Origin of the sequence: Streptomyces sp. NPDC006193, assembly GCF_040613915.1 — a bacterium.
Classification (GTDB): Bacteria; Actinomycetota; Actinomycetes; order Streptomycetales; family Streptomycetaceae; genus Streptomyces.
Map to the genome: position 1 here is coordinate 261,392 of NZ_JBEXTB010000005.1, position 20,789 is coordinate 282,180.

The 20,789-nt window shown below is 74.5% G+C and carries 14 protein-coding genes and 1 pseudogene; 8 read left to right on the top strand and 7 right to left on the bottom strand.

Features of this window, described 5'->3' with window-relative positions; all coding sequences use genetic code 11:
- Window positions 1-28: 28 nt before the first annotated feature.
- Complete coding sequence (pepN, locus tag ABZ261_RS08325; protein WP_356856602.1) at window positions 29-2,605, bottom strand: aminopeptidase N; 2,577 nt, start codon at window positions 2,603-2,605, stop codon at window positions 29-31.
- A gap of 112 nt (window positions 2,606-2,717) precedes the next feature.
- Between pepN (ABZ261_RS08325) and ABZ261_RS08330 the strand changes: the two genes are divergently transcribed.
- Entirely contained in the window at window positions 2,718-3,194 is a 477-nt protein-coding gene (locus tag ABZ261_RS08330; RefSeq protein WP_356856604.1) for a DUF1203 domain-containing protein, read from the top strand.
- 77 nt (window positions 3,195-3,271) lie between these two features.
- Here ABZ261_RS08330 and ABZ261_RS08335 read toward each other — a convergent pair whose 3' ends face one another.
- Window positions 3,272-3,505 (bottom strand): hypothetical protein, encoded by a 234-nt coding sequence (locus ABZ261_RS08335; protein WP_356856606.1) that lies wholly within the window; start codon window positions 3,503-3,505, stop codon window positions 3,272-3,274.
- Window positions 3,506-3,839: 334 nt separating this feature from the next.
- The gene (locus ABZ261_RS08340) at window positions 3,840-4,859 is read right to left on the bottom strand and encodes an aspartate-semialdehyde dehydrogenase (protein ID WP_356856608.1); all 1,020 of its coding nucleotides are present in this window, start codon (window positions 4,857-4,859) and stop codon (window positions 3,840-3,842) included.
- A 329-nt stretch (window positions 4,860-5,188) separates the two neighbouring features.
- Between ABZ261_RS08340 and ABZ261_RS08345 the strand changes: the two genes are divergently transcribed.
- From ABZ261_RS08345 to ABZ261_RS08365, 5 genes and pseudogenes are all read left to right on the top strand, one after another.
- Window positions 5,189-5,737, top strand: a complete 549-nt coding sequence (locus ABZ261_RS08345) for a sigma-70 family RNA polymerase sigma factor (protein ID WP_356856610.1) — start codon at window positions 5,189-5,191, stop codon at window positions 5,735-5,737.
- 1,198 nt (window positions 5,738-6,935) lie between these two features.
- Complete coding sequence (locus ABZ261_RS08350) at window positions 6,936-7,562, top strand: hypothetical protein (protein ID WP_356856612.1); 627 nt, start codon at window positions 6,936-6,938, stop codon at window positions 7,560-7,562.
- A 253-nt stretch (window positions 7,563-7,815) separates the two neighbouring features.
- Window positions 7,816-8,300: pseudogene (locus ABZ261_RS08355) on the top strand (NUDIX hydrolase).
- Window positions 8,301-8,500: 200 nt separating this feature from the next.
- Window positions 8,501-10,270: a TIGR03767 family metallophosphoesterase gene (locus tag ABZ261_RS08360; protein WP_356856614.1), complete on the top strand. Its 1,770-nt coding sequence runs from the start codon at window positions 8,501-8,503 to the stop codon at window positions 10,268-10,270.
- 139 nt (window positions 10,271-10,409) lie between these two features.
- A complete protein-coding gene (locus ABZ261_RS08365; protein ID WP_356856616.1) occupies window positions 10,410-11,216 on the top strand; it encodes a hypothetical protein in 807 nt (268 codons plus the stop codon).
- Between the two features lie 99 nt (window positions 11,217-11,315).
- Here the strand turns inward: ABZ261_RS08365 and ABZ261_RS08370 are convergent, their stop codons facing one another.
- Window positions 11,316-12,356, bottom strand: coding sequence for a hypothetical protein (locus ABZ261_RS08370; protein ID WP_356856618.1), 1,041 nt, complete (start codon window positions 12,354-12,356; stop codon window positions 11,316-11,318).
- Window positions 12,357-12,563: 207 nt separating this feature from the next.
- Window positions 12,564-15,146 (bottom strand): aminopeptidase N, encoded by a 2,583-nt coding sequence (gene pepN / locus ABZ261_RS08375; protein ID WP_356856620.1) that lies wholly within the window; start codon window positions 15,144-15,146, stop codon window positions 12,564-12,566.
- 139 nt (window positions 15,147-15,285) lie between these two features.
- Here pepN (ABZ261_RS08375) and ABZ261_RS08380 point away from each other — a divergent pair, with 139 nt between their 5' ends.
- A complete protein-coding gene (locus tag ABZ261_RS08380; protein WP_356856622.1) occupies window positions 15,286-15,948 on the top strand; it encodes a DsbA family protein in 663 nt (220 codons plus the stop codon).
- 146 nt (window positions 15,949-16,094) lie between these two features.
- On the opposite strand, the gene ABZ261_RS08385 is transcribed toward ABZ261_RS08380, so the two are convergent.
- Together ABZ261_RS08385 and ABZ261_RS08390 are read right to left on the bottom strand one after the other, a co-directional pair.
- Window positions 16,095-16,742, bottom strand: coding sequence for a superoxide dismutase (locus tag ABZ261_RS08385; RefSeq protein ID WP_356856623.1), 648 nt, complete (start codon window positions 16,740-16,742; stop codon window positions 16,095-16,097).
- A 157-nt stretch (window positions 16,743-16,899) separates the two neighbouring features.
- Window positions 16,900-18,282, bottom strand: coding sequence for an amino acid permease (locus tag ABZ261_RS08390; RefSeq protein WP_356856625.1), 1,383 nt, complete (start codon window positions 18,280-18,282; stop codon window positions 16,900-16,902).
- Window positions 18,283-18,691: 409 nt separating this feature from the next.
- Between ABZ261_RS08390 and ABZ261_RS08395 the strand changes: the two genes are divergently transcribed.
- A complete protein-coding gene (locus ABZ261_RS08395) occupies window positions 18,692-19,312 on the top strand; it encodes a biotin transporter BioY (protein ID WP_356856627.1) in 621 nt (206 codons plus the stop codon).
- Window positions 19,313-20,789 lie beyond the last annotated feature (1,477 nt).

Consider the following 20,789-nt stretch of genomic DNA (forward strand, 5'->3'; position numbering starts at 1 on the left):
GGTGTCGCACCGGGCGCCTCCGAGGGGGTCAGCCGGCCGCCGCGGCGTCCGCCGCCTGGGCCTTCAGGGCGCGTTCGACGCCCGCGCGGGACTCCGAGACGAGGCGGCGCAGGGCCGCGCTCGGCTCGGCCGAGGCCAGCCAGGCGTCCGTCCTGGCGAGGGTCTCCTCGCTGACCTGCACGGAGGGGTACAGGCCGACGGCGATCTGCTGCGCGATCTCGTGCGAACGCGACTCCCAGACACCCTTGAGCGCCTCGAAGTACCGGTCCGCGTACGGCGCGAGCAGCTCCCGCTGGTCGGTCTGCACGAACCCGCCGATCACGGCCTCCTGCACGGCGTTCGGCAGCTTGTCGGAGTCGACCACCGACGCCCACGCCTCGGCCTTCGCCTCGGCGGTGGGCCGGGCCGCGCGGGCGGTGGCCGCGTGCCGCTCGCCCGCCGCCGTCCGGTCCCGCTCGTACTCGGCCGCGATCTCCGCCTCGTCGTACCGGCCGACGGCCGCGAGCCGCTGCACGAACGCCCAGCGCAGCTCGGTGTCCACGGCCAGGCCCTCGACCGTCTGCGTGCCGTCCAGCAGGGCCTCCAGCAGGTCCAGCTGCTCCGGGGTGCGCGCGGTCGCCGCGAACGCCCGCGCCCAGGCCAGCTGGTGGTCGCTGCCCGGAGCGGCCGTGCGCAGGTGGGCCAGCGTGGCCTCGGTCCAGCGGGCCAGCAGCGACTCGCGGGCGGACGGGGCGGCGTACAGGTCGATGGCCAGCTTGACCTGGCGGTGCAGGGACTGCACGACGCCGATGTCGGACTCCTTGCCGATACCGGACAGCACCAGGGACAGGTAGTCGCGGGCGGCCAGCTCCGCGTCCCGCGTCATGTCCCAGGCCGACGCCCAGCACAGGGCGCGCGGCAGGGACTCCGCGAAGTCGCCGAGGTGCTCGGTGACGGTCTTCAGCGACTCCTCGTCCAGGCGGACCTTGGCGTAGGACAGGTCGTCGTCGTTGAGCAGGATCACGGCCGGGCGGCGCCTGCCCGCCAGCTGCGGCACGGCGGTCAGCTCGCCGTCGACGTCCAGCTCGATCCGCTCGGTGCGCACCAGCTTGCCGGATCCGGCGTCGAGGTCGTACAGGCCGATCGCGATGCGGTGCGGGCGCAGGACCGGCTCGCCCTGCGCGCCGGCGGGCAGGGCCGGCGCCTCCTGCCGGACGGCGACGGACGTGAGGGTTCCGTCGGCCGCGGTGGCGATCTCCGGGCGCAGCACGTTGATGCCGGCCGTCTCCAGCCACTTCTTCGACCAGGTCTTCAGATCGCGTCCGGAGGTCTCCTCCAGGGCGCCCAGCAGGTCGGACAGGCGGGTGTTGCCGAACGCGTGCCGCTTGAAGTAGGCCTGCACGCCCTTGAAGAACTCCTCCTCGCCGACGTACGCGACGAGCTGCTTGAGCACGCTCGCGCCCTTGGCGTAGGTGATGCCGTCGAAGTTGACGAGCACGTCGTCCAGGTCGCGGATGTCCGCCATGATCGGGTGGGTGGACGGCAGCTGGTCCTGCCGGTACGCCCAGGTCTTCATCGAGTTGGCGAACGTGGTCCACGCGTGCGGCCACTTCGAACCGGGCGCCGCGGCCTGGCAGGCGATGGAGGTGTACGTGGCGAACGACTCGTTCAGCCACAGGTCGTTCCACCACTCCATGGTGACCAGGTCGCCGAACCACATGTGGGCCAGCTCGTGCAGGATGGTCTCCGCGCGGACCTCGTACGCCGCGTCGGTCACCTTGGACCGGAAGACGTACTGGTCGCGGATGGTGACCGCGCCCGCGTTCTCCATCGCGCCCGCGTTGAACTCGGGCACGAACAGCTGGTCGTACTTCTCGAACGGGTAGGCGTGGTCGAACTTCTCCTGGAACCAGTCGAAGCCCTGCCGGGTCACTTCGAAGATCGCGTCCGAGTCGAGGAACTCGGCGAGCGAGGGCCGGCAGTAGATGCCGAGCGGCACGCTCCGCCCGTCCTTCTCGTACACGCTGTGCACGGAGTGGTACGGGCCGGCGATGAGCGCGGTGATGTACGTCGAGATCCGGGGCGTCGGCGCGAAGGACCAGACGTTGCCCTGCGGCTCGGGCGTCGGGGAGTTGGAGACGACGGTCCAGCCCTCGGGCGCCCTCACCGTGAACCGGAAGGTCGCCTTGAGGTCCGGCTGCTCGAAGGAGGCGAACACCCGGCGGGCGTCCGGCACCTCGAACTGCGTGTACAGGTACGCCTGCTCGTCCACCGGGTCCACGAAGCGGTGCAGGCCCTCGCCGGTGTTGGTGTAGGCGCAGTCCGCGACCACCCGCAGCACGTTGCGCCCCTCCAGCAGGCCCGGCAGGGCGATCCGCGAGTCGGCGAAGACCTCGGCCGGGTCCAGGTGGTCGCCGTTGAGGACCACCTCGTGGACCGCCGGGGCCACCAGGTCGATGAAGGACTCGGCGCCGCCGCGGGCCACGTCGAAACGCACCGTGGTCACGGACCGGAAGGTACCGCCCTCCTGCGCGCCGGAGAGGTCGAGATCGATCTCGTACGAGTCAACGGTGAGCAGCTCGGCCCGCTGCTGCGCCTCTTCGCGAGTCAGGTTTGTGCCAGGCACGCGGTCATCTCCTCGTGATGTGTCGGTTGCGTCATCCTTCCATGCGAGCCGCACGGAAGGCGATGTCCGCATACCGCCGGTGAGCGCGGCGGCGGAGCGCGACGCTGGGGCCATGACCACGTACACCGCACGGCCCGTCCCGGCCGACACCCTGAAGGAACTGCGCACGGCCGACGACGCCGGCCGGCCCACGGCCCCCTTCACCGACCCGGAGGGCGGCGCGCCCCTGCGCTGCTGCCTGAACCGCAGCCGGCCGGGCGAGCGGATCGCCCTGGTCGCCTACGCGCCGCTGCGCCGCTGGGCCGAGCGGACCGGCGCCGACCCGGGCGCCTACGACGAACAGGGCCCCGTCTTCATCCACGCCGAGGACTGCCCGGGGCCGTCCGGGGACGCCCTGCCCTTCACCGGCTCCCACCGGGTGCTGCGCCGTTACTCGGCCGACGGGCGCATCCTCGGCGGTCGCCTGGTCGAGTCCGCGGACGGCTTCGAGCCGGGCCTGGCCGAGGCGTTCGCCGACCCGCGGGTGGCGCTGGTGCACGTCCGGGCGGTGGAGTACGGGTGCTTCCTGTACGAGGTGCACCGGCCCTGACCGCGGCACGCCGGAGCCGGACGGCAGCAGCGCCGTCCGGCCGGGGTGCGGCGGCAGCCGGCGGCCGGCGACCGCGGTCAGCTCACCACGATCACCACGACGGTGCCGTTGACCAGGCCGGTGCGGTAGTGGTCGCCGCGGTTGCAGTCGTCGTACCAGTAGCCGCCGCGGTCGTAGCAGCCGCGGTTGGTGGAGACCTGGTCCGGGGTGGCCGCCGACGCCGTGCCCGCCGTGCCGATCGCGGCGCCACCGGCCAGCAGCATGCCGGCCGCGGTGGTCGCGAACAGTCGCCTCGCGTGTGATGCTTTCATGGGCCTGCCTTCCTTCCACGCCCCCGCGGACGTCGTGCGGCGCGGGCGATGGCCGCGGCCGCGGACGTGCGCACGGGCGCGGTTCGTGGGTGTCGCCGCGGGGGACGCCGGAGCCGGCCGTCGCCCGGCCGGCGGTCCGCCCGATGACCAGGGCACTCGCCGACGGCGGGCACATCCCCCGATCGCGGCCCTCTCTCCCACGCTAGCCGCCGCCCTGGGACCCGGCATCTCGGACGACGACGCCCCCGCCGGAGGCTCCGGGCAGCCGGAAAAGGGGCGGCCGGCGGCCGCCCCTTCCCCGTGCGCGAGGGCGCTCCGCGCCCTCGGCGGCCCGTCAGCCGGCGGACAGCTCCGCCGCGACGAGCTCCGCGATCTGCACCGCGTTCAGCGCGGCTCCCTTGCGGAGGTTGTCGTTGGAGACGAACAGGGCCAGGCCGTTCTCCACCGTCTCGTCGCGTCGGATCCGGCCCACGTACGAGGGGTCCTGGCCGGCCGCCTGGAGGGGGGTCGGGATGTCGGAGAGGGCGACGCCCGGCGCCTTCGCGAGCAGCTCGGTGGCGCGCTCCGGGGTGATCGGGCGGGCGAAACGGGCGTTGACCTGGAGGGAGTGGCCGGAGAACACCGGGACGCGCACGCAGGTGCCGGAGACCTTCAGCTCGGGGATCTCCAGGATCTTGCGGGACTCGTTGCGCAGCTTCTGCTCCTCGTCGGTCTCGTTCAGACCGTCGTCGACGAGGTTGCCGGCGAAGGGCAGCACGTTGAAGGCGATGGGGCGCTTGTAGACCTGCGGCTCCGGGAAGTCGACCGCCCGGCCGTCGTGGGTGAGCCGGTCGGCCTCGGCGGCCGTCTTCTGCACCTGGCCGTGCAGCTCCGCCACGCCCGCGAGACCCGAACCGGACACCGCCTGGTAGGTGGCGACGACCAGCGCCTCGAGGCCCGCCTCCTCGTGCAGCGGCTTCAGGACCGGCATGGCGGCCATCGTGGTGCAGTTCGGGTTGGCGATGATGCCCTTGGGGCGGTCCGCGATCGCGTGCGGGTTGACCTCGGAGACCACCAGCGGGACGTCGGGGTCGCGGCGCCAGGCCGAGGAGTTGTCGATCACGACGGCGCCCTGGGAGGCCACCTTCCCGGCCAGCGCCCTGGAGGTCGCGCCGCCCGCGGAGAACAGGACGATGTCCAGGCCGGTGTAGTCGGCGCCCGCCGCGTCCTCCACCGTCACACCGTCCAGCACGGTCCCGGCGGAGCGGGCCGAGGCGAACAGGCGCAGCTCGGTGACCGGGAAGTTCCGCTCCTCGAGGATCCTGCGCATGACCGTGCCGACCTGACCGGTGGCTCCGACGATTCCGACCCTCACAGCGACTCCCTCTACGTGTCTCTTGCCTGACCGGGGCTTTTCCATCATGCGGCCGACCCCGGTCCACCTGTCCAATTCTTTGCGGCCTGTGCCCGAGGACTGGGACACGCGCGAGCGGAGCGCGGTTGCGAACCTCCGCCCGCACCCCCGCCGGACTGCAGGAATTCCCTCCGCCGGCCGCCCGCGCCGCAAGCTGTGCCGCCCCGCCCCCGCCCGCGCGGCTCCCGGCCGTACGGGGGTGTGACGTACGCCTCTGCGGACGCCCGGCGCCGGCCGAACGTTCCGGCCCGCTGCCGCGTCGTAGGGGCAGACGCGGGAGGGGGTGGCGTGTGCTGCGCGGAAAGACGCGCCGCGAGCAGGGGGCGTACGCCGGCGGCACGGACCGTTGCGGCGACGATCCGCTGGACGCGGCCCAGGAACGGCGGGTGCGGGCGGTGCTCGCGCTCGGCGGGGTGCCGCAGTCGGACCTGCCGGACGGGGTGCAGCAGGTACGGCTGCGGCTGCTGGAGCGGGTCGCGAGCGGTCGTGAGGCGCCGCGTGACGTGTCGGCGTGGGCGGCGGTGGTCGCCTCGAACCTGGCCATGGACTGGCACCGGGCCAAGCGGCGCCAGGAGCGGCTGGGGGAGCGGCTCGCCGCGCTCGGCGAGCCCGCGCACCCCTCCGGCGAGGAGAGCAGCCTGCTGTCCCTCGCCGTCGCCCGGGGGCTGGACGAACTGCCCGCCGCGCAGCGGCAGGTGGTCGTGCTGCGCTTCTTCGCGGACCTGCCCGTGCGCGGCATCGCCGAGGAACTGGGCATCCCGGAGGGCACGGTCAAGAGCAGGCTGCACACGGCGGTCCGCGCGCTGCGCGACCGGCTCCACGAGGACGAGGTGGTGTGACGTGACCGCCGGACACGAGGGTGCGCGGGACACGGAAGGTGCCGGGGAGTACGGCGGCATGGACGCCCTGATGGCTGCGATCACCGGCGATCCCCTGCCGGCGGAGGCCCACCGGGACCCCGCCTTCCTCGCCGAGCACCGGGCGGCGGAGCGGGACGTGGTGCGCCTGCGCACCGGACTGACCCACCTCGCCGAAGCCCTGACCGGCGCCCACCCGACCCCGCCCCCGGCAGCCCCCTCCCCGCCCCCGCCCCCGGCGGCGTCCCCGGCCCCGGAGTCCCCGGCCCAGGTCTCGGGGCGGACCCCGCCCCCGGCAACGGCCTCGGGCGAGGCCCCGGCCATGGGGCAGACCCCGGCCACGGAGTCCCCGGCCCGGGGATCGCGGCAGTCCCCGGCCCCGGCAACGGCCTTGGACGCGGCAACGGCCTCGGGGCAGACCCCGGCCCCGGAGTCCCCGGCCCTGGCCTCGGGACGGACCCCGGCCCCGGCAATGGCCTTGGGCGCGGCAACGGCTTCGGGGCAGGCCTCGGCCCCGGAGTCCCCGGCCGTGGCAACGGCGTCCCCGGCCCCGGTCCTGGGGCGGACCCCGCCTTCAGCAGGGGCCTCGGGCGAGGCACCGGCCTCGGGGCAGTCCCCGGCGTCGGCAGTGGCGTCCCCGGCCCGGGGATCGCGGCAGTCCCCGGCTCCGGCAACGGCCTCCCCGCTCCCGGCAGTGGCGTCCCCGGCCACGGAGTCCCCGGCCCGGGGATCGCGGCAGACCCCGGCCCCGGCAGCGGCCTCGGGCGAGGCCCCGGCCGCGGGGCAGTCCCCGGCCTCGGGGCAGGCCGCGGCCCCGGCAACGGCCTTGGGCGAGGCACCGGCCATGGGGCAGACCCCGGCCTCGGGCGAGGCTTCGGTCCGGGGCCAGGTTCCGGCCTCGGCCGGGACTTCGAGCCCCAACTCGGGTGGGACTTCGGCCCCCAACTCGGGCGGGACTTCGGTTTCGGGCGAGGCCCCGGTTCTGGGCGAGGACCTGGCTTTGGGTGAGGCTCTGGACCCGGGTGACGCGCCGGTGCCCGGTGTGGCCTCGGCCTCGGGGGAGGCGCCGGCCCCGGGCCGGCCCCCGGTCCCGGGGCAGGCACCGGCCCCGGGCCCGGGTGACGGTTCGGCTTCGAGCGCGGCCGGGCGGCCCGGCGGGTTTCCGGCCACAGGCGATGTCGTGCGTACCGGCGAGGGTGCGGGGTCGGGCGAGCTGATGGGGGCCCGTGCGGGAGGAGTGGCCGACGCGGCCGGGGAGGGGGCTCGGCCGGGGGGCGGCCGTCGTTCCCGCGGCCGGGTCCGGGGCGGCCGGCGGGCGCGGCGGGTCGCGGTCGGGTCGCTCGCCGGGGTCGCCGCCTTCTGCCTGGCGCTGGGCCTCGGCCGGCTGGTGACGGGAGCCGGTGACAGCGCCGGCGGCGGTGCGGCGGCCCGGAGCGCGGCCGACGCCGGGGGCAAGGCGGCCGGGGACGCGGCGGAGTCGGCGGAACCGGAGCGCGTGCTGGCCTGTTCGCGGCTGGTGGTGGAGGGCACGGTGGCGCGGGTGCGGCGGGAGCGGGGCTCCCCGTCGAGCCGGGTGACGCTGACCGTGCTCCGCTCCTACAAGCCCGCGCACGGCCCGGCCGAGGTCGGCTTCCTGCTCGACGGCGACGCGGAACCGGCGCCCCGCGTCGGGCAGCACGTGCTGGTGCGGGTCGCGCGCGGCGAGGAGACGGCGGGCCTGTGGGCCGTCGGCGACGCCCGCGTGGCCGAAGCCCGCGCCCGGATCACCGACGCGCTGGCGGGGTCCCGGCACACGTCCTGCTCCTGAGCCCCGTCCCCCGGCGCGGCTGCCGAACCGTCGCCCCGTGCCGCGGGGAGGGCACGGGGAGGGCGCGGGGGCGGACGCGAAGGAGGGCGGGTGTCCGTCCGGACGGCCGCCCCTGCCGTGCGGGTCACCCCGTCGCGCAGCGACCTCACCCCGGCTCCGCTCCGCGCCGAGGGGGCGTCAGGCGATCGCACCTGGGCCGCAGTCGGCGGGCGCACACGGTGCCGGACGCGCCCCCGGCCGGTAACGTCGACGGATGCGAAGGAAGTTGAGGGTGGCGGCCTACGCCGTGTGCGTCCGCGACGGACGGATCCTGCTCGCCCGCTCACCGGCGCCGTCGGGAGGCGAGCCCGAATGGGTGCTGCCCGGCGGCGGCATGGAGCACGGCGAGGACCCGTACGACACGGTACGGCGCGAGGTCGCCGAGGAGACCGGCTACCGCATCGAGTGACCGGCCTGCTCGGCATCGACTCCGCCCGCCGCGTCCTCACCCGCCCCCGCCTCCGCAGCCGCACCGACCACCACCGGGTGCGCATCGTCTACGAGGGCCGGGTCGCCGGCGGCCGGCTCCGCCACGAGATAGGCGGCTCCACCGACTTCGCCGCGTGGCAGGACCTGGACGCCGTGCCCGGACTGAACCGGGTGCGGCTGGTCGACGTGGGCCTGCGGCTGTGGCGCGAACGACCGGAGGGCGGACGCCTCGCGGACCGTCCCCTGCCCCGGCGGACGAACGAGGAGTGACCGGCCCCCGGCCGGGGGCGGTCCACCGCGTGACCGCGCCGGGTACCCCGTGATCCACGTACGGTGATCGGCGTCACCCGTTGCCGCCGCGTTCACGCGCCGGCCATCCCCGCTGCCAACGATCCCCCATGAGCGGGTCGTTCACGTCCACGGCGGTCCGCGACCACAGCCGACGCGTCCGCACTCGGGGAGATCGCGCCATGAAGCGCACACGCTCTGCCGCCGCCTCCGCTCCGGAGGCCAGCCGCCGTACCGTCCTCGCCGCCGCCGGAGCTCTCTCGCTCTCCGCGGGCGCCGGCCTCGCCCTCCGGCCCACCGGCAGCCGGGCCGCCACCGAGGCCCCGGATGCCGGGCCCGGCGCACCCGACACCCCCTCCTCCCGGCCGGCCGCCGCGCCGGCCCCGCTCGCCCCCTACACCCGGGGCACCACCGTCGCCTCCGTCGCCGCCCCGCGCAACGGCTCCGGTCACCGCCGCCTCGGCGACGGTCCCGGCTGGAAGCGGGTCGTGCGCGGCGAGCTGGCGGCGCCCGCGTCCGGCCGCGCCGACCGGCGTACGGCACTCGCCGCGTTCGTGCAGTTCACGGACCTGCACCTGATGGACGTCCAGCACCCCCTGCGCTGGGAGTTCCTGCGCGCGTCCGACGTGCACTCCTGGCGCCCGCACGAGGCGCTCACCGTGCCCGGCGCCGTCAGTCTCGTGGAGCGGGTCAACGCCCTGCGGGCCGGCCCCGTCACCGGCGCCCCGCTGCGCTTCGTGATGACCACCGGCGACAACACCGACAACAACGCCCACTCCGAGCTGGAGTGGTTCATGAAGGTGATGAGCGGTGGCCGGATCACCCCCAACACCGGCGACCCGAGGCACTACGAGGGCGTGCAGAACAGCGGGCTGCGGCAGTACTGGCAGCCCGGCTCCACCGGCCGCGACCAGGACAAGGCGCTCGGCTTCCCCCACCTCCCCGGCTTCCTGGCCGCCGCGATCCGCGAGGTGCGCAGCCCCGGCCTCAACCTGCCCTGGTACTCCACCGTCGGCAACCACGACGCCCTCCCGCTCGGCTGCTACGGCTCCCACGGCGACCGCTACCTCGCCGAGGCGGCCGTCGGCGGCAAGAAGCTGATGAACGTCTCCGCCGCCGACGCCAAGAAACTCCTGGACACGATCAACCACGCCACCGACCCCAAGGGCACCGGCTACCGGGACTTCCTCAAGGCGCACGCCCGCTCGATGCGCTCGGTCACCCCGGACGACCGGCGCGCCCCGTACACCCAGGCCGACTACCTCGCGGCCCACCTCGACCCGGCGCACCGGGGCCACGGCCCGGCCGGCCACGGCTACTCCCCGGCCAACCTGGACGCGGGCACGCAGTACTACTCCTTCCGCGTCAGCGACGACGTCATCGGCATCAGCCTCGACACCACCGACCCCGGCGGCCACTACCTGGGCTCGGTCGGCACCGCCCAGCTGAAGTGGCTCGACAGGACGCTGAAGGACAACAAGGACTCCTACGCGATCGTCTTCAGCCACCACACCAGCAAGACCATGACCAACACCCGGCCCGACCCGGCGCGTCCCCGCGAGAAGCGGCACGACGGCGCCGAGGTCCTCTCCCTCGTCGGCGCGCACCGCAACGTCCTGGCCTGGGTGAACGGCCACGTCCACAAGAACGTCATCACCCCCCACCGGGCCTCCGGCGGGCACGCGTTCTGGGAGATCTCCACCGCCTCGCACATCGACTACCCGCAGCTCGCCCGGATCATCGAGCTGGTGGACAACAAGGACGGCACCGTCTCCCTGTTCACCACCCTGATCGAGTCCGCGGCCCCGCACCGCACCGACTACGCCGACCTCTCCCAGACCGGTCTCGCCGCCCTGTACCGCGAACTGTCCTACAACGCCCCCGGCGCCTCCCGGACCTTCGCGGGCAGCGCGACCGACCGGAACACCGAACTGGTGCTGAAGAAGGGCTGAAACCCGTGCGCGGCCGGCCGGGCGGCTCGGTACGGTGACACCGCGCGGCGGTCCGGACGGCAGGGGCGGCGCGGGGTGCCGGTGCTTGGGGGGACGACGAGTGGGTGTGCGGTCCGGTGGACGACGACGCGGCGCGGCCGTGGCCGCCGTGCTCTGCGCGGTCGCCGCGCTGCTGCTCGGTGCGTGCGGCCGGGAGCGGGCCGGCGGGACGGGCGGGACGTCGCACCTGCCGTGGAGGACCATGGCGCCCACCGCGGTCAGCACGGTCCGCGTCGGCCGCGACGACCGCACGCTCACCATCGGCGCCCAGGTGCCCGGCGGCGGGCGGGCGTGCGTGCGCGACCTGAGGGCCGTGGTCACGGACGAGGTGAACGGTGCCGTGTGGGTGCAGGTCACCTTCTCCTCCCCGTCCATGGACAGGAGAGCGGGGTGCCCCCGGGAGAGGCCGGCCACGACGCGGGTCAGGCTGCCCCGGCCGCTGGGCGGACGCGACGTGATCGTCGACCACGACGCGCACTTCACCCGCGACGGGGCCGAGCCGCCCGCGCTGCGGCTGTGCGGGCCGCTGGGCTGCAGGCCGCCGCGGACCGGCTGCACCACGGCCTCCTACGAGCAGGCGCTGAAGGCGGTCGACGCACCCGACCACACCTACCCGGACGCCCGGGGGTGCGACGGGAGGTGGCTGGTGCTGGACCTCACCTGGCGTACCGGGCCGGTGTGCGGCGGAGCGTCGGCCCCGGGCTGCTCGTCCTCACTGGGCGACCGCTGGTTCTTCCGGGCGGAGAAGTCCGGATGGAGGCCGTTCCTCCGGGACACCGCCGGCGGCTGCCGGGAGGTGCGGCGCAAGGAGCCGGCATTCCCGGCCCGGCTGTGCGCGTCGCTGCCCGCGCTGCCCTCCTCCCCGCGCCCCGGCGGCCCCGCCGCGTCCGCCTCCCCGGCCGTCTGAACGCACCGGGAGGGGCCGCCGGAACCGGCCCGGCGGCCCCTCCGCCGCGCTCCTGCGCCGTCCGGCCGCGCCGGGCCCGGGGTGCTCGTGCCGGAGCCGTCACTGCCGGGGCTCGACCACGACGTACACCGCCGGGTCACGGTCACCGGACGCCATCAGCGCCGTCCGCACCACCGCGGCCTGCTGCTCCGGGAAGTCCCGGAGCTTCTTCGGCGCGATGTGCACGACCGTGATCCCCAGCCGCTCCAGCAGCTCGCGCTTGCGGGCGTACTCCGGCCACGACGGGTCGTCGTCCTGGCGCGGCGCGCGCGTGTCGAGTTCGACGGCGACCGCCTGGTCGGGCCAGTAGGCGTCCAGGCCGCCCAGATGCGGGCCGCCGGGCAGGCGAAGGTCGACGTTCCACACCGGGTCGGGCAGGCCGTGCTCGCGGACCATCCGGTAGAGGCGGTCCTCGGCGATCGAGCGGCCCTCGGCCAGCAGCGAGTCCACCGCGTCCACCACGTGCGGCCGGCCCAGCAGCTTCGCCCGGGTCAGCTCCCGCACCACCGCGGCGGGTTCGCAGTGGCCCCCGCGCACCGCCTCCGTCAGCAGCCGCCGCACCGCCTCGGCGTCCGTCAGCTCGGCCACCGCGTCCGCCAGCGCCCGCGGCACCGGCGCCACCGGCAGCCCCGTCACCGCCTCCGGCGCCGGCAGGGAGGCGGTGCGCAGGATGCGGACGCAGCCCGTGGAGCGCAGCCGCCGCATGCGCGGCACCAGGACGTCCACGGGGGCGTCGGCCAGCAGCGCCTTCGCGGTCGACAGGCCGTGCAGGGCCAGCGCCGCTGGTCCGGTGAGCACCGCCTCCGCGTACGCCGGGCGGTGCGCCTCCCCGGCGCCGGGCTGGGCCGGCACCCCCTGCGCCGACTCGCGCCCCGCGTACAGCAGCGCGCCGTGCAGCCGCTCCTCGTCCGTCGGCGGGCCGGAGTGGAGCAGCACCACGTTCGGCAGGAGGAGCTGCCAGGGTCCGCCGGGGCGGCACCGCTCGGACAGCTCGGCCGGCGTCACGCCGTGGGCGCGCAGCCGGGCCGCCGTCAGGACGCGGCGGTGGACGTCGGACAGGTGGCGCAGCGGGCGGGGCGAGAGGGGGGTGTCGTGCGTCATGGCGTCGAGATTCCCGCGCCCGGTCCCCTCCGGAACCGTTGTTACAGGGTCGTCGAAGAACGCGGACAGGACGGGACGGAAGGTCAGGTGTGCGGATGCCGACCGGGGGCGGAAAACCCCTGGTCCCCTCGGGTGGGGGCCAGGGGTTACGGCTCTGTCTGCCCGGATTCCGTAACGGTCACCGAGACGGGCGCCTCAGGCCAGAGGTCAGTGGTCCGCGGCCTGCGCGTCGCACGCCTGTGCGCGCAGCGCCCGTGCCAGGTCGTCCCGCGCCTCCAGCACCAGCCGGCGCAGCGCAGGCGCCGCGTCCCGGTGCGCCTGAAGCCACGCGTCCGTCGCGTCCAGCGTCTCCTGCCGGTCCTGGTACGAGGGGAACAGGCCCCGGACGACGTCCATGCCGATCTGGATCGACCGCTCCCGCCACACCCGCTCGATCGCCGCGAAGTACAACTGCGCGTACGGCGCCGTCAGTTCCCGCTGCGACGGCTGGGCGAAGCCCGCGATGGTCGCCTCCACCAGCGCGTTCGACAGCCCGTCGGACTCCACCACCTGCGCCCACGCCCGCGCCTTGACCTCCGCCGACGGCCGGGCCGCCAGACAGCGCACCTGGTGCCGTTCGCCGGACGCCGTGTCGTCCCGGGCCAGCTCGGCCGCCAGCACCGACTCGTCGGCCACCCCGTACGCCGCGAGCGGCTCCAGGAACGCCCAGCGCAGCTCCTGGTCCACCGTCAGGCCCTCCACCTCGGTGGTGCCGTCCAGCCATTCCGCCAGCAGCTTCAGGTCGGACTCGGTGCGGGCCACGGCCGCGAAGAAGCGCGCCCAGGCCAGCTGGTGCTCACTGCCCGGCGCCGCCGCCCGCAGCTCCCGCAGCGCGCCCTCGGCCAGCAGCTCCCCGCCGGTCTCCCGCCACGCCGGGGCCGCGTAGTGCACCAGCGCCGTGTTCGCCCAGGCGTGCAGCATCTGCAGCACGCCGATGTCCGACTCGCGGCCGGCGAACCTCAGCACCAGGCCGATGAACTCCCGTGCCGGCAGCAGCGCGTCCCGCGTCATGTTCCACAGCGCCGACCAGCACAGGGCACGGGCCAGCGGGTCCGTCAGCGCGCCCAGGTGCGAGCGGAGCGTGACCAGCGACGTCTCGTCGAAGCGGGTCTTGCAGTAGGTGAGGTCGTCGTCGTTGACCAGTACCAGCTCCGGCGCCTCGCTGCCCGCCAGTTCCGTCACGACCGTGCGCGGGCCCTCGACGTCCGTCTCCACGCGCGCGTACCGCTCCAGCGCGCCCGCGGGCGTCCGGCGGTACAGGCCGACCGCGATCCGGTGCGGGCGCAGCTCCGGGTGCGACTCGGGCGCCTCCTGCACCACCGCGAGCTCGGCGATCCGGCCGCCCTCGGTGTCCAGCAGCACCTGCGGGGTGAGCGCGTTCACGCCGGCCGTCTGCAGCCAGGACCGCGCCCAGCCGGACATGTCCCGGCCGCTGGTCTCGGCCAGCACCGACAGCAGGTCGCCGAGGCGGGTGTTGCCGTACGCGTGCCGTGCGAAGTACCGCCGGGCGCCCTCCAGGAAGGCGTCCTGGCCGACGTACGCCACCAGCTGCTTGAGCACCGAGGCGCCCTTGGCGTAGGTGATGCCGTCGAAGTTCAGCTTGGCGTCCTGCAGGTCGCGGATGTCCGCGGTGATCGGATGCGTGGACGGAAGCTGGTCCGCGCGGTACGCCCACGCCTTGCGGCGGTTGGCGAAGGTGATCCAGGCGTCGGTGAAACGGGTCGCGCCGACGCCCGCGAACGTGCCCATGAAGTCCGCGAAGGACTCCTTCAGCCACAGGTCGTCCCACCACACCATGGTGACCAGGTCGCCGAACCACATGTGCGCCATCTCGTGCAGGATGACGGTGGCCCGCGCCTCGTACGACGCCTGCGTCACCTTGCCGCGGAAGATGAACTCCTCCCGGAAGGTCACCAGGCCCGGGTTCTCCATCGCGCCCAGGTTGTACTCCGGCACGAACGCCTGGTCGTACTTCCCGAACGGGTACGGGTGGCCGAAGTGGTCGTGGAAGAAGTCCAGGCCCTGCTTGGTCACCAGGAACACGTCGTCGGCGTCGAAGTGCGGGGCGAGGCCCTTGCGGCACATCGCGCCGAGCGGGACCTCCAGCGTCGTGCCGTCCTCGAACGTGCGGGTGTAGGTGTCCGTCACATAGTGGTACGGGCCCGCCACGACACACGTGATGTACGTCGAGATCGGCTTGGTCTCCGCGAACCGCCAGACCCCGTCGGCGAGTCCGCCCGCGCCGTTGCTCCACACCGTCCAGCCCTCCGGCGCCCGCACCTCGAAGCGGTACGGCGCCTTCAGGTCCGGCTGCTCGAAGTTCGCGAACACGCGCCGGGCGTCGGCCGGCTCGTACTGCGTGTACAGGTAGACCTCGCCGTCCTCCGGGTCGACGAAGCGGTGCAGGCCCTCGCCGGTGCGCGAGTAGGCGCACTGCGCGTCCACGACCAGCTCGTTCTCCGCGGCCAGGTCCTCCAGCGCGATCCGGGAGCCGTCGAAGACCTCGCCCGGGTCCAGGTCCCGCCCGTTGAGCGACACGGCCGTCACGCTGGGCGCGATCAGGTCGGCGAAGCTGGACGCCCCCGGCTCGTTGCAGCGGAAGCGGACGGTGGTCACCGAGCGGAACGTGCGCGGCTCGCCGTCCCGGCCGCCGACGGCGGAGCGGACGTCCAGGAACACCTCGTACCCGTCGACGGACAGCAGGGCGGCCCGCTCCCGGGCCTCGTCGCGGGACAGATTCTCACCGGGCACGGACGGCACTCCCTCGTGATCGCGTGTTGGCGGCCGGACAGCGCCGATCCTGCCATGCGGCCCTGGCGGCGGACAGCGGGGAATGCGGGTGGCGGCGACCTGGTTGAGCCGGACAAAGACGTTTCGCTGAGGAGCTCACGTGTCCGAGACCACCACTTCGTCCGGCAAGACCCCCGTCGACTTCTGGTTCGACCCGCTGTGCCCGTGGGCCTGGATGACCTCCCGGTGGGTGCTGGAGGTCGAGAAGCTCCGCGACATCGAGGTCCGCTGGCACGTCATGAGCCTCGCCGTCCTCAACGAGGACAAGCTGGACGAGCTGCCCGAGCAGTACCGCGAGATGCTCGCCACCAAGGCGTGGCAGCCGGTGCGCGTGGTCACCGCCGCCTGGCAGAAGCACGGCGCCGAGATCCTCGGCCCGCTGTACACCGCGCTCGGCACCCGCTTCCACAACAACGGCGAGGACGTGACCCTGGACGCCATCGCCGGCGCGCTCGCCGACGTCGGCCTGCCCGCCGACCTGATCGACTACGCCGGCCAGGAGGACTTCGAGTTCGACGCCGAGCTGCGCGCCTCGCACAAGGAGGGCATCGAGAAGGTCGGCCAGGACGTCGGCACCCCGGTGATCGCGGTCCCGGGTCCCGGCGGGGAGCAGATCGCCTTCTTCGGCCCGGTGGTCACCCCGGCCCCGAAGGGCGAGGAGGCCGCCCGCCTGTGGGACGGCACGCTCGCCGTGGCCTCGGTCCCGGGCTTCTACGAGATCAAGCGGACCCGCACCAAGGGCCCCGACTTCAGCAACCTGTAGAGGCCGGTCGCGGGCCCGGTCCGGCGCCGGGCCCGCGCACAGGGGAAGGCCCCCGCGAGTCACGTCCTCGCGGGGGCCTTCCGCTCATCCGCCTGCCGCCGTGAAGGGTGAGAAGACGATCACGAGGCAGGACGATCGGTCGCCGCTCAGGGCGCGAGCAGCAGCACGTCGGCGCGGGACCGGGCCGCCTCGTACCGCCGGGCCACGTCCTGCCAGTTCACCACCTGCCACATCGCCTCGACGAAGTCCGCCTTCTGGTTGCGGTACTGCAGGTAGAAGGCGTGCTCCCAGGCGTCGAAGACCAGGATCGGGGTGGAACCCTGGCCGACGTTGCCCTGGTGGTCGTAGACCTGCTCCACGATCAGGCGCCCGCTCAGCGGCTCGTACGCGAGCACGCCCCAGCCCGAGCCCTGGGTGGTGGCCGCGGCCTTGGACAGCTGCGCCTTGAAGGCGGCGAAGGAACCGAACGACTCCTTGATCGCCTCCGCGAGCTCGCCCACGCCGTCGGCGGCCAGCGGCTCGCCGCCGCCGTCCTTCGGACCGGTCATGTTCTGCCAGTAGATCGAGTGGAGGATGTGTCCGGAGAGGTGGAAGGCCAGGTTCTTCTCCAGGCCGTTGAGCGAGCCCCACGCCTCCTTGTCCCGTGCCTCGGCGAGCTGCTCCAGCGTGTCGTTGGCGCCCTTGACATAGGCCGCGTGGTGCTTGTCGTGGTGCAGCTCGATGATCTCGGGGCTGATCACGGGGGCCAGCGCGGAGTAGTCGTAGGGCAGTTCGGGCAGCGTGTAGACGGGCATGGGTGTCCCCCTCCGGAGCCTTATTGCAAGTTACTTGCAACTACACGTTAGCAACAAGAGCTTCGGGGCAACAGAAAGGCCCCCACGTGTCGTGCGTGGGGGCCCTCGGGTGGAGTACGGATCCGGATCGGCGCAGTACGGACCGGCGGAGTCCGGGTCAGCGGCGCTCGCGCACCCGCTGCCGCACGTACCCCACCGCCGCCAGGACCAGCGTCATCCCGCCCGTCGCGTACAGCTGCCGGCGGGTGTCCGGCTCACGGGCCATCAGGACCAGGATCGCGGTCATGCCGGCCAGGGCGACCCAGGTGAGCCACGGGAACGCCCACATGCGGACGATCAGCTTCTCGGGCGCCTCGCGTTCGATCCGGCGGCGCAGCAGGAGCTGGGAGACCGCGATGAAGGCCCAGACGACCAGGATCACCGCGCCGATCATGTTCAGCAGCCAGGAGAAGACGTCGTCGGGACGCCAGTAGCTGAGCAGGACGCAGACGAAGCCGAAGAAGCACGAGGTGAGCACCGCGATCCGGGGCACCCCGCCGGACAGCCGCGCCAGCGCCTTCGGCCCCTGCCCGCGCTCGACCAGCGAGTAGGCGATGCGCGAGGAGCCGTAGATGTTCGCGTTCATCGCGGACAGCAGGGCGACCAGGACGACCACGTTCATCAGCTCGCCCGCGCCGGGGATGCCCAGGTGGTCGAGGGTGGCGACGTACGGGCCCTTGGCCACGAGCTCCTCCGAGTCCCAGGGGAGGAGGGTGACCACGACCGCCATCGAACCGATGTAGAACACCGCGATGCGCCACATCGCGGTGCGGACGGCGCTCGCCACGCCCCGCACCGGGTCCTCCGACTCGGCCGCCGCGATGGTGACCGTCTCCAGGCCGCCGTAGGCGAACACCGAGGCGAGCAGGCCGACCAGCAGGCCCTCGCTGCCGTGCGGCAGGAAGTCGCGCAGATGGGACGCGCCGGGCGCCTCCGTGCCGGGCAGCACCCCCGCGATGGCCAGCACGCCCAGGAGCAGGAAGAGGCAGATCGCGCCGACCTTCAGGGCCGCGAACCAGAACTCGAACTCGCCGAAGTTCTTCACGGCGGCCAGGTTCGCCCCGCAGAACACCACCATGAACAGCGCCACCCAGACCCACTGCGGGGTGCCCGGCACCCAGCCCTGGACGATCTTCGCGGCGCCGATGCCCTCCAGGCCGACGGCCGTGCACATCAGCACCCAGAAGGACCACCCGGCGGCGAAGCCCGCCCACGGGCCGATCGCCCGCTCGGCGTGCGCCGAGAAGGACCCCGACGACGGATACGCGGCCGACATCTCGCCCAGCATCCGCATCACCAGCATCACCAGGAGGCCGGAGACCGTGTAGGCGATCACGATGGACGGGCCGGCGGCGGCGATGCCCGCTCCGGACCCGACGAACAGGCCGGCGCCGATGACGCCGCCGAGGGCGATCATCGACAGGTGGCGCTGCTTGAGGCCGTGGGACAGGGAGGCCCCCTGTTCCTGGGGTGGCGTGTCGGTCTGCGTGCTGCTGGGCATGGGCGCGCCTCGTCCCGGTGCGATAGAGGGGCAAAAACGCCCACAGTCTGGGCGGCATGTCCACCCGGGCGAAGCGGCCGCCCACTATCCGGACATCCGCCGCACGCAGGGTGAGCGCCCGGTCACCCCGCGGCCCGCGGTCGCCGTGGCGGGCGCCGCCCGGACCTCGCCGGGGCTTCGCCGGGTCTTTGGCGGAACCATACAGTTCCCGTCCGGTGAGGCGGAGTGACCGGAACGTCATCCTCCCAGTGATCGGTGTCACGCCCGGCCAGGTGTACGCGGCGCCCTTTGTGCGAAGCGCACCAACGCGCCGAACCCCCCTTTGTCGAGCGCCGACGGTGATCGGCGTACGGGCGCTGGGATAGCGTCACGGTGTCCCGACGTGCCCACATCACCCCGCGGAGTCCCCATGAGCACCGCCACCGCCACCGCTCGCCCCGGCGCAGTCCTCGCCGACCTGCTCCCCTCGCCCCGGCTCTCGGCTTCGCTCGCGCACGGCGCCGCCCCCGCCCGGATCCGGGACGCCGCCCTCGTCCTCGGCGGCGCCGCGCTCACCGGTCTCGCGGCCCAGCTGTCGATCCCGGTGCCCGGCTCCCCGGTGCCGGTGACCGGCCAGACCTTCGCCGCGCTGCTCGTCGGCACCGCCCTCGGCGCCCGCCGCGGCTTCCTCTCCCTCGCCCTGTACGCGCTCGCCGGCGCGGCGGGCGTGCCGTGGTTCGCGAACGGCGCCTCCGGCGCCGGGATGGTCTCCTTCGGCTACGTCATCGGCATGCTGCTCGCCTCCGCGGCCGTGGGCGCCCTGGCCCGCCGCGGCGCCGACCGCTCCCCGCTGCGCATGGCCGGCACGATGCTCCTCGGCGAGGCGATCATCTACGCCGTCGGCGTCCCCTACCTGGCCCTGGCCGCCCACCTCTCCGCCTCCGAGGCGATCGCGGCCGGCCTGACCCCGTTCCTCATCGGCGACGCCCTCAAGGCCGCCCTGGCGATGGGCGTCCTGCCCACCGCGTGGAAGCTCGTCGGCCGGCGCTGACACCGCAGGCACCGCGGAAGAGGTCCGCCGGGTCGCGTGACTGCGACCCGGCGGGCCTCTTCCACGTCCGGACCGGTGCCTCCCCGCCCCTTCCGCCGCCCGGCTCACACACGCGAGGCCGGCACGGACTCGGGCGGGCCGCAGCCCCGAACGCATCGGCGCGGTTCCTGCTCCACGCTCGTCCCGACTCCGCCCGGAACTCCATCGGATGTCCGGGGCACGGGCACGGAAGAGGACCCTGCCGGTGAGGGCAGGGCCCCGCAGCCGCTCCGCCGGACCGCGAGTCGCCTCCGTCCCGCACCTTTCTGCGGCACCGCCTGTCCGCCGGCGCGGCACGACAACCGAGCCGTGTCATACCGGGGCGCGGGGGCTCTCGGGCCGCGGTGCGTATGGGGTGGGCCGCACTGTTGCCGACCCCGGTCTGCCGCAGCGCTGCCGGGTTTCCTGGGCGCGGGGTCCTGTCGGGCCGTGCCGGTCCGGGGTGCTCCGGGCCCGGTAGCCCGCGGCGTCCTCGGGCTGTGTCCGCCAGCGGCGGCGCGGAGCCGCGGGGTCCCGCCCCGTTACCGCCGGGCCGTGTCGCGCCGCGGTGCGTCGGGTGCCGGGGCCGCGGTGCGTATGGGCGGGCCGCACTGTTGCCGACCCCGGTCTGCCGCAGCGCTGTCGGGTTTTGTGGGCGCGGGGTCCTGTCGGGTCGCGCCGGTCCGGGGTGCTCCGGGCCCGGTAGCCCGCGGCGTCCTCGGGCCGTGTCTGTCCGTGGCAGCGCGGAGCCGCGGGGTCCCGCCCCGTTCCCGCCGGGCCGTGTCGCGCCGGGGTGCGGCCGCGTGTCGGGGGTGCGGGGGTTCTTGGGCCGCGGTGCGTGTGCGCGGGCCGCGCTGCTGCCGACCCCGGTCTGTTGCAGCGCGGTCGGGTTTTGTGGGCGCGGGGTCCTGTCGGGTCGCGCCGGTCCGGGGTGCTGCCAGGTCCGGTAGCCCGCGGCGCCCTCGGGCTGTGTCCGTCCGTGGCAGCGCCGAGCCCGCGGCGACCCGCCCGTTACCGCCGGGCCGTGTCGTGCCGGGGTGCGCCGGGTGCCGGGGGTGCGGTGCGCATGGGCGGGCCGCGCTGCTGCCGACCCCGGTCTGTTGCAGCGCGGTCGGGTTTTGTGGGCGCGGGGTCCTGTCGGGCCTTGCCGGTCCGGGGTGCTCCGGGCCCGGTAGCCCGCGGCGCCCTCGGGCCGTGTCCGTCCGTGGCACCGTCGACCGCGTCGGGGCATGGCCGCCGAGCCTTGCCGCCGCGGTGCCGTCAAGTGTCGGTAGGCCCGCCGAGCTCCCTCGGGCTGCGTCCCTCCGCGGCGCTGTCGAGCAGGTGGGCCTGCGCGCGACCGCCGGCCGTGTCGCGCCGGAGCACCGCCGGGTTTCGGGGCCGGGGCGGCCCAGCCGTCTCGGCCCGCGGTGTCACGTGGGTGCCGGTCCTGCCGCAGCGCCGCCAGGCCGAGCGCCCC

What these genes read in the sequence shown, in the direction of transcription:
- ABZ261_RS08330 (WP_356856604.1), top strand. Translation starts at nt 2,718, where the DNA reads ATGACCACGTACACCGCACGGCCCGTCCCGGCCGACACCCTGAAGGAA.
- ABZ261_RS08335 (WP_356856606.1), bottom strand. Translation starts at nt 3,505, where the DNA reads ATGAAAGCATCACACGCGAGGCGACTGTTCGCGACCACCGCGGCCGGC.
- ABZ261_RS08360 (WP_356856614.1), top strand. Translation starts at nt 8,501, where the DNA reads ATGAAGCGCACACGCTCTGCCGCCGCCTCCGCTCCGGAGGCCAGCCGC.
- ABZ261_RS08370 (WP_356856618.1), bottom strand. Translation starts at nt 12,356, where the DNA reads ATGACGCACGACACCCCCCTCTCGCCCCGCCCGCTGCGCCACCTGTCC.
- ABZ261_RS08385 (WP_356856623.1), bottom strand. Translation starts at nt 16,742, where the DNA reads ATGCCCGTCTACACGCTGCCCGAACTGCCCTACGACTACTCCGCGCTG.
- ABZ261_RS08390 (WP_356856625.1), bottom strand. Translation starts at nt 18,282, where the DNA reads ATGCCCAGCAGCACGCAGACCGACACGCCACCCCAGGAACAGGGGGCC.
- ABZ261_RS08395 (WP_356856627.1), top strand. Translation starts at nt 18,692, where the DNA reads ATGAGCACCGCCACCGCCACCGCTCGCCCCGGCGCAGTCCTCGCCGAC.